Genomic DNA, 13,547 nt, shown 5'->3' with positions numbered 1-13,547 from the left:
GAATGGACTTCACCTTGCGTACACAGGCTCGGAGCTGGGCGCTGGCCGCGCTCATCTCCTCAATCGCGCCCAATGCCCTGGCACAAAGCACCACGGGCGCGCTCGTCCCCATCGACCTGGAGCGGCTTCGCTTCACCCCCGCCGCCACGGACTCGATGCTCGTGGACACAGGCCACGTGCTCCCCCAGGGCGCCTACCGGCTGATGCTCATGGCCGGGTATGAGCGCGGCATCCTCCTGCTCAAGGGCAGTGATGGCCAGGAGCGCTCCATCCTCGACTACCGCGTCTCCGGTTGGCTCGCGGGCGCCTGGTCTCCCACCGACCGACTGGAGCTGTCCGCGCGGTTGCCCGTCATCATCCACCAGGGCGGCCAGGGCGCGGACACGCTGGTCGGCGTCTCCGCGCCGGACGCCTTCGGCCTCGGCACGCCGGAGCTGGGCGCCCGCTTCGCGCTGCTGCGGCGCGAGGACGGCGCCCCCGTCTTCCTCAGCCTGGGCCTGGACGTGGGCACGCCCGGTGGCACCGCGGATGCCTTTGGCCGGCAACAGGGCTGGGCGGGCCTCCAGGTCGCGCCTCGGGTCGCGGTGAGCCGGGAGCTGGGCCCCGTCGTGCTCGGCGCCAGCGCGGGCGTGCGCATCCGCTCCACGGAGAACGAGCCCGGACGCGACTTCGGCACCGAGTTGGAGCAGGGCATCGTCGTGTCCACGCGCGGCAAGGGCCTGCGCGGCGAAATCGCACTGCAAGCCGCGGAGTCACTGGTGGAGCCGGACCTCGCGCTGGAGCTGCTGGGCGGCGTGCGGCTGCCCGTGGGCGGCGGCTTCGAGGCCTTCGCCATCGCCGGACATGGCTTCACGGACATCCCAGGCACGCCGTCCATCCGCGCGGCCGCGGGCATCGCCTGGGCCCATCAGCCGCCCGCCCGGGAGGACGTGTGCCGAAGCGGCCGGAGTCACACGCCGGAGCAGTGCCCCGCGCTGGATGACGACGGCGACACGGTTCCCAACGGACAGGACCGGTGCCCGCTCGAAGCCGGCGCACCAGAGAACGACGGCTGCCCGGACACCGACGCGGATGGCGACGGCGTCGTGGACCGCGAGGACGCATGCCCGAACGAGGCGGGCGTCGCCGCCCACCGTGGCTGCCCCGAACCCAAGCAGGAGCCCACGCCACCGCCGCCCGCTCCCGAGCCCCCCCAGGCGCCCGCTCCCGAGCCCCAGGCGCCCACCACCGAAGCGCCGGCGCGGCTGCCGACCGAGCACCACGTTCAGTTCCCGGTGGGTCAGTCGACGCTCTCCGACCCGGAGCGTCGGAACCTGGACGCCATCGCGGACTACCTGAAGGCCAACCCGGGCGTGTCCCTGCGCATCGAAGGACACACGGACAACACCGGCCCCGAGGAGCTCAATCGCACACTGAGCCAGGAGCGCGCGGACGCAGTGCGGCAACATCTCATCCAGCAAGGTATTGAGAGTTCGCGTCTGACGGCGAAGGGCTACGGCCCCACCCAACCCATTGCGTCCAATGATACGCCCGAGGGACGGAGCGCCAACCGCCGCGTGGAGTTCGTCACCAGCACTACTGGTGAATGAAAACACGACTTATCGCGGAAGCAATACGGCGCACGGATGGAGCTAAATCCGTGCGCCAGCACGCAAATCGCGACTTCACCTGAGAATCTTTTATGCAAGAAACACTTGGATAAGTGTTCAGTGCCTAACTATAACGCCCCCCTGAGTTCAACGAGGGGCGTCCATGAGTACGGCGAAAAACAAGCAGCCATTCGAACTGCCAGACTTCTACGTTCCCTGGCCGGCGCGCTTGAATCCGAACCTCGAAGGCGCCCGGGTGCATTCGAAGGCCTGGGCACGCGAGCTGGGAATCATTGGCCGCCCGAAGGATGGCAGCGCTCCGGAAATCTGGAGCGAGGCGAAGTTCGATGCCATGGACTACGCCCTGCTCTGTGCCTACACGCATCCGGAGGCACCGGGCCCGGAGCTGGACCTCGTCACCGACTGGTACGTCTGGGTCTTCTACTTCGATGACCACTTCCTGGAGCTCTACAAGCGCTCCCAGGACCAGGTCGGCGCGAAGGCCTACCTGGACCGTCTGCCATTGTTCATGCCGGTCGACCCGGCGGCCACGCCTCCGCCGCCGACCAACCCGGTAGAGGCCGGGCTGCTGGATTTGTGGAACCGGACCGTCCCCAGCCGCTCCATGGCGTGGCGGCGGCGGTTCTTCGAGAGCACCAAGCACCTGCTGGACGAGTCGAGCTGGGAGCTGTCCAACATCAGCGACCGCCGCGTCTCCAACCCCATCGAGTACATCGAGATGCGCCGCAAGGTCGGCGGTGCGCCCTGGTCCGCGAACCTGGTGGAGCACGCCGTCTTCGCCGAAGTCCCGGACCGGGTCGCGGCCAGCCGCCCGATGCGGGTGCTGAAGGACACGTTCTCCGACGCGGTCCACCTGCGCAACGACCTGTTCTCCTACGAGCGGGAGATTCTGGAGGAAGGCGAGCTCTCCAACGGCGTCCTGGTGATGGAGAAGTTCCTGAACATCTCCCCGCCCAGCGCCGCGCACCTCGTCAACGAGGTCCTCACCTCGCGCCTCCAGCAGTTCGAGAACACCGTCCTCACGGAGCTGCCGTCCCTGTTCGTCGAGTTCGGCCTGAACCCGGTGGAGCAGGCCCAGGTGCTCACCTACGTCCGAGGGCTCCAGGACTGGCAGTCCGGCGGGCACGAGTGGCACATGCGCTCCAGCCGCTACATGAACAAGGGCTCCGGCGGCGCGGGCGGCTTCTTCCTGGGGCCCAACGGCCTGGGCACCTCCGCGGCGCGGCTGCCGCAGTCGCCCACGGCCCTGGGGCTCACCCGCCTCAAGAACTTCTCCCACGTGCCGTACCAGCCCGTGGGCCCGGTGAAGCTGCCGAAGTTCTACATGCCGTATTCCACGAAGCCGAGCCCCCACCTGGACGCCGCGCGGCGCGACTCCAAGGCGTGGGCCCGGCGCATGGGCATGCTGGACGTGCTCCCCGGAGTCCCCGGCGGCTACATCTGGGATGACCACAAGTTCGACGTGGCGGACGTGGCGCTCTGCGGCGCGTTGATTCATCCCCACGCCACCCTCGCGCAGCTCAACCTGTCCTCCTGCTGGCTCGTCTGGGGTACCTACGCGGACGACTACTTCCCGGCCTTCTACGGTCACACCAAGGACATGGCCGGCGCCAAGGTGTTCAACGCCCGGCTGGCGCTGTTCATGCCGGAGGACGCCGGCGCGGTGGCTCCGCCCCCCACCAACCCGGTGGAGCGCGGGCTGGCAGACCTGTGGGCCCGCACCACGGAAGGCGTGACGCCCGCCTCACGGAGCCTGTTCCGCAAGGCCATCCTGGACATGACGGAGAGCTGGCTGTGGGAGCTGGCCAACCAAATCCAGAACCGCATCCCGGACCCCATCGACTACGTGGAGATGCGGCGCCAGACGTTCGGCTCGGACCTCACCATGAGCCTGTCCCGCCTGGCCCATGGTGACGCGCTGCCGCCCGAGGTCTTCCACACCCGGCCCATCCGCAGCCTGGAGAACTCCGCGGCGGATTACGCCTGCCTCGTCAACGACGTCTTCTCCTACCAGAAGGAGATTGAGTTCGAAGGCGAGCTCAACAACGGCGTGTTGGTCGTCCAGCGCTTCCTTGACCTGGACCCGGCGCGAGCCGTCTCCGTCGTCAACGACTTGATGACCGCGCGGATGCAGCAGTTCGAATACATCATCGCCAATGAACTGGAGCCGCTGGCGCGCAACTTCAACCTGGACGGCAAGGCCCAGGACAAGCTGAAGCAGTACGTCCAGAAGCTGCAGTGGTGGATGAGCGGTGTGCTCATCTGGCACCAGACGGTGGACCGCTACAAGGAGTTCGAGCTGCGCGCGTCCCGCAAGCTGGCGCCGCGGCTCTCGTCGGGCCCCACCGGCCTGGGCACCTCCGCCGCACGCATCACATCCCTGTTCGCCAACCTGCGCTCCGGCGCCTGATCTTCCATCACACTCGAAAGGCCCATCATGTCGAACATCATCAAGCCGGGCAGTGACGCCGAGAAGTCCCAGTTGAGCTTGGGCACGGCCGCCGCGCGCCAGCTGGCCACGACGACCAAGTCCGTCCCGCAGATGCAGGGCATCTCCTCCCGGTGGCTGCTCAAGCTGCTGCCCTGGGTGCAGGTGTCCGGTGGCACGTACCGCGTCAACCGCCGGCTGAGCTACGCGGTGGGAGATGGCCGCGTGACGTTCACCACCACCGGCGCCAAGGTGCAGGTCATCCCGCAGGAGCTGTGCGAGCTGCCCCTGCTGCGCAGCTACGACGACGTCGAGGTGCTGACGGCGCTGGCCAACCGCTTCGAGCAGAAGACGTACAAGGCCGGCGATGTCATCACCGAGGTGGGCAAGGAAGCGGACTGCATCGTCCTCATCGCCCACGGCAAGGTGAACATGATTGGCGCCGGCAAGTACGGTGACGCCACCGTGCTCGGCGTGCTGGCGGACGGCGACCACTACAGCTACGAGGCGCTGCTGGAGTCGCAGGACTACTGGAAGTTCACGGCCAAGGCCGTCACGGCGACCACCGTGCTGGTGCTTCAGCAGTCCGACTTCGAGGCCGTGGTGGCCCAGTCGCCCTCGCTGCAAAAGCACGTCGAGGGGTTCAAGGCGCGCTCGAAGAAGAAGCAGGACACCACGGGCCAGGCCGAAATCGAGCTGGCCGCGGGCCACACCGGCGAGCCGGTGCTGCCGGGCACCTACGTGGACTACGAGACGTCGCCCCGCGAGTACGAGCTGAGCGTGGCGCAGACGGTGCTCCAGATTCACACCCGCGTGGCGGACCTCTTCAACGAGCCCATGAACCAGACGGAGCAGCAGCTCCGGCTGACCATCGAGGCGCTGAAGGAGCGCAAGGAGCACGAGCTCATCAACAACCGCGAGTTCGGCCTGCTGCACAACGCCGGCCTCAAGCAGCGCATCCACACCCGCCACGGCCCGCCCACGCCCGACGACATGGACGAGCTGCTGGCCACCGTGTGGAAGGAGCCGTCCTTCTTCCTGGCCCACCCGCGCGCCATCGCCGCCTTCGGCCAGGAGTGCAGCCGCAAGGGCATCTACCCCACCAGCGTGGACTTCAACGGCAACATGGTGCCCGCCTGGCGCGGCGTCCCCATCTTCCCGTGCAGCAAGATTCCCGTCAGCGACTCGCGCACCACGTCCATCATGCTGATGCGCGCGGGTGAGAAGAACCAGGGTGTCATCGGCCTGCACCCGGGCACCATCCCCGACGAAGTCGAGCCCGGCCTCAACGTCCGGTTCATGGGCATCAACGAGAAGGCCATCATCAACTACCTGGTCACCAGCTACTTCTCCGCGGCCGTCCTCGTGCCCGACGCGCTGGGCATCCTGGAGAGCGTCGAAATCGGCCGCGGCGACTAGCCCTCCTCCCGCTCGGATGACGTGAGGAAATCCACATGGCGAATTTCGTGAAGACAGGTGGCGACGACACCCCACGGCTGAGCCTGGGCACGGCCGCGGCGCGCCAGCTGGCGACGACGACGAAGACCGTCCCGCAGATGCAGGGCATCACCCCCCGGTGGCTGCTGCGCATGCTGCCCTGGGTGGAGGTGACGGGCGGCACGTACCGGGTCAACCGCCGGCTGAGCTACGCGGTGACGGATGACCGCCTCGTGTTCAGCAACATCGGCGCGAAGGTGCAGATCATCCCGCAGGAGCTGCTCAAGCTGCCGCTGCTGCGGGGCCTGAGCGGCGACGACGAGGTGATTTCCGCCCTGGCCAGCCGGTTCACCCAGGCGGAGTACAAGGCGGGCGACGTCATCGTCGAGGCGGGCACTCCCGCCGAGCACGTGTTCCTGCTGGCCCACGGCAAGGCGCGCAAGCTCCGCGCAGGCCCGTATGGCGCGCCCGTCATCCTGGATGTGCTGGCGGACGGCGACCACTTCGGCGACCAGGCGGTGGCGGAGTCGGATGACGTCTGGACCTTCACCGTCAAGGCCACCACGCCCTGCACGGTGCTGTCCCTGCCGCAGCGGGTGTTCGAGGACCTGATTGCCCGGTCCGCCACGCTGCGCGCCCAGGTGGAGCGGTACCGGGAGCGCCTGAAGAAGCCCCAGGACAAGCTGGGGCAGGCCGCCATCCCCCTGGCCGCCGGCCACTCCGGTGAGCCGGACATCCAGGGCGGCTACGTGGACTACGAGCTCACGCCCCGCGAGTACGAGCTGAGCGTGGCCCAGACGGTGCTCCGGGTCCACACGCGCGTCGCCGACGTGTTCAGCGACCCCATGGACCAGACGGAGCAGCAGCTTCGGCTGACCATCGAAGCGCTGCGGGAGCGGCAGGAGCACGAGCTCATCAACAACCGGGACTTCGGCCTGCTCCACAACGCCGACCTCAAGCAGCGCGTCCACACCCGCAACGGGCCGCCCACGCCCGATGACCTGGACGAGCTGCTCAGCCGGCGCCGCAAGTCGCGCTTCTTCCTGGCGCACCCGCGCACCATCGCGGCGTTCGGCAGGGAGTGCACCCGCCGGGGCATCTATCCGACGCCCGTCGAGGTCCAGGGCACCCCGTGCATGGCCTGGCGCGGAGTCCCCCTGCTGCCGTGTGACAAGATTCCCATCACCGAGCAGCGCACCAGCTCCATCCTCGTGCTGCGCACCGGCCAGGAGGACCAGGGCGTCATCGGCCTGCGCCGCACCGGCCTGCCGGATGAAGTCGAGCCCGGCCTCTCCGTGCGCCGCATGGATGTGACGGACAAGGCCATCACGAACTACCTGGTCAGCACCTACTTCTCCGCGGCGCTGCTCATCCCCGATGCGCTGGGCGTGCTGGAGAACGTGGAGCTCGGCGGCTGACGTTCCAGAAAGTGACACGGCGGGTCCAGGCCCAATGCCTGGCCCCGCGGTGCCGCCTGAAACGCTCGCGTGCCGCATCCGTCAACCGGCGGGCCGGGTTGATTCGCTTTGCGTGACGGAGCATCGTCCGCGGCCATGAGTTCGAGCGAACAAACCCAGACAGTCATGGCCCTGGCCGAAATCTTCGTCCCGCTGGCCGTGGGCATCATCCAGGGCATCCTGGTGATGAAGTTCGTCAGGCCGCTGCTCATGGAACGGCTGGGCGGGCTCGCCGGCCTGGTGCGCTCCCGGGCCAACACCTTCCTGGGCATCGTCCAGATGTTCCTGCTCCTGGGCGTGGTGGCTGCCTGCAACGCCGCCTACGCGCCGCAGACGCTCGCCTGGCTCCAGGAACGCGACATCCTCCCTTTCGAGCCCACGCTGCTCGTGCTGCGCATCTCCGTCATCGTGGCCGCCTACCTGAGCGGCACCCACCTGGTCCATGTGGCCTCGGCCCTGTCGGACGACACGGAGTCGAACACGCTGAAGCCGCTGCCACTCAACGGCCGGCGCCAGCGGTGACGCGCTCGATGAGCGCGAGCATCGCCTCGCGGTAGGCCTTCGCGTCGCCGCCGGTGCTGATGGCCAGGGCCGCGCGGTCGAAGGCGGCGGACAGCAGGCTGGCGAGCGCCGGCACCAGCGGTCCGTCCCCCAGCAAGGCGGCGAGCCCTTCTCGCAACGAGCCCGCGGCGGAGGCCTCGTCGAGTGCCATCATCTCCGCATGGCCGAACACCGCCGGCCCATCCACGAGGAGCAGGCGCGTGCGGCCCGGGACGGCCATCGCGTCGAGGTAGGCCAGGCTTCCAGCGATGAGCGCCTCCCGCGCGCCCAAAGCCGGCGGCGTCGCCTGGTCGATGGCCCTGCGCAACTCGGCGAATTCCCGCTCGAGCACCGCCCGCAGCAGCGCCTGCTTGTCCTCGAAGTGGTGGTAGAGCGCCCCGCGCGTCACCGCGGCGGCGGCCACCACCTCCGGCGTCGACGTCTGCGCGTACCCCTTCTCCACGAACAGCGCCCGGCTCGCGCTCACGAGCGCCTGCCGCGTCGTCGCGCTGCGCTCATCGTTGCTTCTTCGTGCCCTCGATTGCATACATGCAGCCTGTATGCTACCTCACTGAAAGACAAGCCCGAAGGAGAGCGGGAGCCCATGAAAATCACCAGTTACTACCCGGTCATCATGACGAACGACGTCGCGGGGACGGCGGCGTTCTACACGGCGCACTTTGGATTCAGTCCGCGCTTCACCAGCGACTGGTACGTCCACCTCCAGTCGGACGACGCAGAGCATGTCGCGCTGGCCATCCTGGACGGCCGGCACGAAACGGTGCCGGCGGTGGCCCGGGGCACGGTGGCGGGGACCATCCTGAACTTCGAGGTGGAAGACCCGGACGCCGTCTACCGGGACGTGCAGGCCGCCGGCCTGCCCATCCACCTCCCGCTGAGGGACGAGGCGTTTGGCCAGCGGCACTTCATCACCTCGGACCCCAACGGGGTGCTCATCGACGTCATCAAGCCCATTCCGCCGAGCGAGGACTTCGCGAAGCAGTACGAGGCCAGCGCGCTTCCCGTCGGGTGACGGGCTCAGTGCGTGATGATCTTGGGCGCGATTCCACGCATCGGCCCTGGCAGCGAATCCAACATGCCGCCCAGCGCGGGCAGCGAGTGGCGCCCCTGGTACACCGACGCCAGACGGGGGCGCCAGTAGGGGTTGAAGAAGTTGGGCTGCTCCGCCCAGTTGCCCGGCCGGTGGTAGTAGGACTGCCCGCGGGAGATGACGTTGAGTCCCTCGACCATGCCGAGGAACTTCTTGCGGTTGTTCATCATCTCCAGGCCCTCGCTCTCCGGTGAGAAGGCGAAGGTCACCTTGCCCTGGTTGTTGAGCAGCGCGGGCGCGTTGGAGCCTGCGCCGTCCGCGTTCTGGCGGTTGATGAGCTCGTCCGGCGACTTGTTCATCGCCACCCAGGTGGAGGGCTGATTGAAGTCAACCAGACGCGTCGCCGCTTCCTCCATGTTGGCGTTGGCCGTCGGGTTGCACACCGACCCGAACTGGCCGGGCTCGAAGTGCATGAAGGGCACGAGCCCCGCCCAACGGTGATTGCCATCCTGCACGGGCCGGACGTTCGCCGTGTAGACATTCGTCTTCAGCAAGCAGGTCCCCAACCTCACCACGCAAATCTCCGTCTCATGGATGCCGAATCGGCCCTCGCGCCCGGCGGGCCGCACATGGCCGCCCCAGGACCGGCCATGGTCCGAGTAGTTGACCCGCCAATGGAGCCCTCCTCGCCGGCTTCCACTGTCCACGTCGTTGAGCGCCCAGATGCTCGTCTTCATCATGTGCCTGTACGGCAACTGGGCGCGGTTGTTGTCGTTCTTGCGCCGGCGGTTGTCACCAAAGCACTTCCAGTAGTCGTCGTCCTTGGTGCAGGCCAGGGGATTGTCAATCTTGAAGGGACCGCGCCCCAGCTCGGCGGGGCCGATGTTGATCCAGTACGGGTCATCCGAGCCGATGTTGTCGCCCTGCGCCATCATGCCCCACGGCTGCAGGTTGTCATTCCAGTCCCGGATGAAGTTCCGCCCATCATTGCCAGGCCCTCGCCCCTCCCTGAGACTCCCCACGTTGGGATGGTTCGAGGAGAGCATGCGAGTCTGGCCCATCTTGCCGAACTGCATGACCCCAGCGACGTCGATCCCCTCGTTGAGGAAGTCCTTCAGGAAGCCGAGCATGTTTGGTATCGGCAGCAGCCCTCCCAGGCCGCGATTTCCGACGAAGCCTTCCGGGCACTCCATGACGCCACCGGACGAAGCGGTATCGCAGGGATACCGAGTGGCATTGGTGATGCCTCCCATGGCGCGCTTGGCGCGCGCGACAGGGTCATTCGCGGCTCGCCTGGTCACGTCCAGAGCGCCGAAGGGGTTCTTCAATGACAGCGGCCCTCCGCCCGCGTGGGTGTTGTGCGCCTGGCCGAACAGGCATTGGCTGTAGGCTCCCGTGGCCAGCTGGCTCATCATCGAATCGACGTTGCTGTCGTTCGCGTCAATGACGGACTGACTGGACTGCACCACGTGAGTGGATGCCGAGACCATCACCGCCTGGGATGCGAAGAACATCACACCATTCAAGACCCGATGCGCGGGGATGACGAGCCGTCCGATGATGGCGTCCGGGTTGACGGTTTGAAGAGTCGTCTGGACCAGCCGCAAGAAGGTATCCCGGTAGAGCGTCATGATGCGGCTGACCGCCCGCAGGATGGGCCCGACGATGGGGACGAGTTGCAGGACCGGACAGATGAACATCCAGTAGCCGGAAGGTGACCCCGCGCAGGGGTTCAGCGTCTTCATGAGCCCATAGAGGTCCGTCAGGAACGCCTCGATGGAGTAGACGAGCGACAGCAACGACTGCCACATCATCGCCGACACGTAGTGCGACACCTGCGTGCGATTGGCGTATGCGTAGAAATTGAAGGCCCGGGCCTCCATGGCCGCCATGGAGTACGCCGCCGCGTCCGCTGTGTTCTGGAGACGAATGCGCTCATGCACCGTATGGCCGATGTTGACGGTGGCCAGCACGGCCAGGGACATGATCAGCACCATCAGCGCCATGAGCACCAGCGCCTGGCCCTCCTGGCGGCGGAAACTCTGACGAAGGCTCCGGGTCAGCATGAGGCGGCTCTCCTCGCGCGGGGGCGCAATCCCAGAGGAGCTTTGGCATGGTGGACACAACCGGCGCGTAAAGCCTTGCGCACTCACCAGCCCCCCCCGGGAAACCTGGACCCTATGTCAATGAATGGCACCACGCAAGGCACGCCCCCACCATTCATTTCCATTCATGGGTGCATGGGAATGGCGCACCGCGCAACTCCTGCGGCACCGCCCCTGCGCGAAAGCCAGGCGTCAGCGCGCCAGGGCCCCGCCGCTCCCGCGCGGGACTGCGCGCGCCCCCAAGCATGTTCGCGGAGGCAGGAGCGGCCGGGTTCGCCTTGACGAGTCACGCGACCCGCCGGGTACACACCAACGCGGCGGCGCCAGCCCCACCCGGTGCGCGTGCGACCACGCTCCCACGGCCCGCGGCAGCCGCTTCGACCCGGCGCTCACCGCCCGCATCGGCGCTGGCCTGGACACCGCGCGCGGCGGATGGCGCCGTGTCACCTGATGCCCTCGCCACCCCATCCACCCGCCAAGGCCCGGCGCCGTCCGGAGAATGCGCTCCGCCATGCCGCAGGCACGACAGACACGGAAAGGCGGTGTTTCACACAACCTCATCCAATGACCTCTCACGGCTTGAGAACACCGATTGTTTCTTGAATTCGCCGCGCCTGAACAACCCTGGAACATCACACGGAGTATGAGACACCGGTAAAATGCGTCCCTCTGACTTCACCCTGAGCACAGTGGCGAATCTCATCGAAAATACACATGCGATTGTTTATAGGTGCGTGTACTTTTCGATACGGCTCTGGAGGCTTCACTGAAGCGCTCGCACACCCGGGAATTCCCCACGCACGTCCTGTCCTGGCTCGCCGCTGGCTTCGCCCTGATTTATTTGGTGGCCGCGGCGTTTCTCTCGTTCGGCAAGATCTACCTGCTCCCTCAGGACTTCATCAAAGGGATGTTCCGCTACAACTCCGCGCCAATCGTCCTGCTGGCGGGCATCCCGTGCGGCCTCTATTTCATCTTCTGGCGGGCCGGCGACTTGTTCGCATGGCTGGCCGCGCCGCCGAAGCTGGTGGTGGATGAGGAGTGCCTGCGCGCGGGTGACACGCGCATCGCCTGGCGGAACGTGAGCGCCATCATCGCGGTGCAGAACCACGACCGGCTCATCCTGCGCCACCGCGGGGGCACCTACCGGCTGAGGCTGAACCTGTGGAGCGACGCGGACGAGCTGTACGCCCACGTAACGGACCATGTCGTCGATGCGCTGATTGACGGCGTGCACCGGCAGGTCAACGCCGGCAAGGCGGTGCAGTTCGGCCCCCTCACGCTCAGTGGCGCCGGGCTGACACACAAGAAGCGGCTGATGCGCTGGGACGACATCGAGAGCATCCGCTTCCAGAACGAGTTCGAAGACGGCGTCTCCACCCGCGAGCTGATCATCGCCGCCCAGGGCAAGCCGCTCAAGATTGACGAGGCCCGCATCGTCAACGCGCCCGTCCTCATGGCCTACCTGTCGCAACGCCTGGCCAGCTGACTCCCTTTCCCCTCACAGGTCGCACGTCATGGAAATCTACAGTTCCTCGCAGAACAAGCAAAAGACGCTGAAGCCGCGCGAGGTCTACTACTCGCGCACGAAGCTCATCATCGGAGTGGTCATCTGGACGGTGGCCTCGGGCCTCTGTGGCATCCTCACCTTCCGGCTGGCGAACAGTCCCGGCGTGATGGCGCTCTGCGGGGCGGTCAACCTCTGCATGGTCTGGATGCTCTACAACTGCATCAGGCCGCTGGGCAACCTGGACAAGCCCGCGCTGATTATCGGTCGGGATGGCATCCGCTTCGAGGATGGCCTGCTGATTGAGTGGGCCGACATGACCGAGAATGTGTATTACAGCCAGTCCTACATGGGCATCCCCACGGTCAAGATGATTCAAATCAAGACCACGCTGGACAAGCCCAAGACGAAGAAGATGCGGGTGGCGGCGCTCGACATCGACAGCGACGAATACCTGGAGCTCTGCGACACCTATAGCAAACGCGCGGCGCAGGCCCCCGCACGGGCGTAGCGAAGAACCTGGCACCGCGCCGGGAAGCACTCCAGGGCGGCGTCAAGAATCGCCGTCCGGCGCAACGCATCACGCGCTTCGCGCGTGGTGCCCGCCATGCGGAACGAATTGACAAAACAACCTATCTCGTCAATTCGTCACCCCATCACGACGAGCGCGGGTGGACGGCATGACGTGGCGCAGGAGGCTGGCGTATTCGGCCATGGGAATGGCGGCGCTGCTGGCCCTGCAGCTGACGGTGGTCGCCATCCAGGCCTGGCCGGCGCTGGGTCAGGCCGCGGACGGCGCGCGGCGGGCACGCATGGAGCGCTCGCCCCAATGGAAGGACGGGCACTTCGACAACCCGCAGCCCCTGCGCAACGACACCTGGGGCTCCATCGCGAGCATCTTCAGCGCCAGTCCTGACGTGAGCCCTGCCCAGGGCGCGCTGCCCTCGGTGACACTGGACGGGAGCGCGTTCGACGCGCCACCCGCCACCGGCCTTCGCGTCACGTGGTTCGGGCACTCGACGTCGCTCGTGGAGCTGGACGGTCAGCGGATTCTCGTCGACCCGGTGTGGAGTGAGCGCGCGTCGCCCCTGAGCTGGATAGGGCCGCGCCGCTGGTACGCCCCGCCCCTGGCGCTGACGCAGCTGCCCGCCGTCGACGCGGTCGCCATCTCCCATGACCACTACGACCACCTGGACCATCAAACGCTGCTGGCGATGAAGGACTGGGACACCTCCTTCATCGTGCCGCTCGGCGTCGGCGCACACCTGGTGGGCTGGGGCATCCCCGAGTCGCGCATCATCGAGCTCGACTGGTGGGAGCGTGCGCGCGTGGGCGCGCTGGAGGTCGTCTGCACCCCCGCTCGGCATGCCTCGGGCCGGACGGGCATCGACAAGGACGCGACGCTGTGGGCGGGC

The 13,547-nt window shown here is 67.1% G+C and carries 11 protein-coding genes; 9 read left to right on the top strand and 2 right to left on the bottom strand.

Annotated features, from left to right (window positions below):
• Positions 1–14 precede the first annotated feature (14 nt).
• The 5 genes from HNV26_RS38565 to HNV26_RS23170 all read left to right on the top strand — a co-directional run bounded on the left by HNV26_RS38565 (position 15) and on the right by HNV26_RS23170 (position 7,454).
• Positions 15–1,589: an OmpA family protein gene (locus tag HNV26_RS38565; RefSeq protein WP_253816936.1), complete on the top strand. Its 1,575-nt coding sequence runs from the start codon at positions 15–17 to the stop codon at positions 1,587–1,589.
• Positions 1,590–1,752: 163 nt separating this feature from the next.
• Positions 1,753–4,020: a family 2 encapsulin nanocompartment cargo protein terpene cyclase gene (locus tag HNV26_RS23185; RefSeq protein ID WP_171441947.1), complete on the top strand. Its 2,268-nt coding sequence runs from the start codon at positions 1,753–1,755 to the stop codon at positions 4,018–4,020.
• 27 nt (positions 4,021–4,047) lie between these two features.
• On the top strand, positions 4,048–5,457 hold the full coding sequence (locus HNV26_RS23180; RefSeq protein WP_171441948.1) for a family 2B encapsulin nanocompartment shell protein: 1,410 nt from the start codon (positions 4,048–4,050) through the stop codon (positions 5,455–5,457).
• Positions 5,458–5,492: 35 nt separating this feature from the next.
• Complete coding sequence (locus HNV26_RS23175) at positions 5,493–6,893, top strand: family 2B encapsulin nanocompartment shell protein (protein ID WP_171441949.1); 1,401 nt, start codon at positions 5,493–5,495, stop codon at positions 6,891–6,893.
• Positions 6,894–7,028: 135 nt separating this feature from the next.
• Positions 7,029–7,454: a hypothetical protein gene (locus tag HNV26_RS23170; protein ID WP_253816935.1), complete on the top strand. Its 426-nt coding sequence runs from the start codon at positions 7,029–7,031 to the stop codon at positions 7,452–7,454.
• Here HNV26_RS23170 and HNV26_RS23165 read toward each other — a convergent pair.
• Positions 7,432–8,019, bottom strand: a complete 588-nt coding sequence (locus HNV26_RS23165; protein WP_171441950.1) for a TetR/AcrR family transcriptional regulator — start codon at positions 8,017–8,019, stop codon at positions 7,432–7,434. The genes HNV26_RS23170 and HNV26_RS23165 overlap by 23 nt on opposite strands.
• Positions 8,020–8,076: 57 nt before the next feature.
• Here HNV26_RS23165 and HNV26_RS23160 point away from each other — a divergent pair, with 57 nt between their 5' ends.
• Positions 8,077–8,505 carry a VOC family protein gene (locus tag HNV26_RS23160; protein ID WP_171441951.1) on the top strand — a complete coding sequence of 143 codons (429 nt, stop codon included), beginning with the start codon at positions 8,077–8,079 and terminating at the stop codon, positions 8,503–8,505.
• 5 nt (positions 8,506–8,510) lie between these two features.
• Here HNV26_RS23160 and HNV26_RS23155 read toward each other — a convergent pair whose 3' ends face one another.
• Positions 8,511–10,589: a TadE/TadG family type IV pilus assembly protein gene (locus HNV26_RS23155; protein WP_171441952.1), complete on the bottom strand. Its 2,079-nt coding sequence runs from the start codon at positions 10,587–10,589 to the stop codon at positions 8,511–8,513.
• Between the two features lie 769 nt (positions 10,590–11,358).
• Between HNV26_RS23155 and HNV26_RS23150 the strand changes: the two genes are divergently transcribed.
• The 3 genes from HNV26_RS23150 to HNV26_RS23140 form a co-directional block, all read left to right on the top strand.
• The gene (locus tag HNV26_RS23150; protein ID WP_171441953.1) at positions 11,359–12,114 is read left to right on the top strand and encodes a DUF6585 family protein; all 756 of its coding nucleotides are present in this window, start codon (positions 11,359–11,361) and stop codon (positions 12,112–12,114) included.
• A 28-nt stretch (positions 12,115–12,142) separates the two neighbouring features.
• Positions 12,143–12,643 carry a hypothetical protein gene (locus HNV26_RS23145; RefSeq protein WP_171441954.1) on the top strand — a complete coding sequence of 167 codons (501 nt, stop codon included), beginning with the start codon at positions 12,143–12,145 and terminating at the stop codon, positions 12,641–12,643.
• 169 nt (positions 12,644–12,812) lie between these two features.
• Positions 12,813–13,547, top strand: a 735-nt coding sequence (locus tag HNV26_RS23140; protein WP_171452870.1) for an MBL fold metallo-hydrolase, incomplete at its 3' end; no start/stop codon positions are given.

It is taken from the genome of Myxococcus xanthus, assembly GCF_013116825.1.
In the GTDB taxonomy this organism is placed as follows: Bacteria; Myxococcota; Myxococcia; order Myxococcales; family Myxococcaceae; genus Myxococcus; species Myxococcus xanthus_B.
This window is presented reverse-complemented; position numbering and strand designations above follow the sequence as displayed.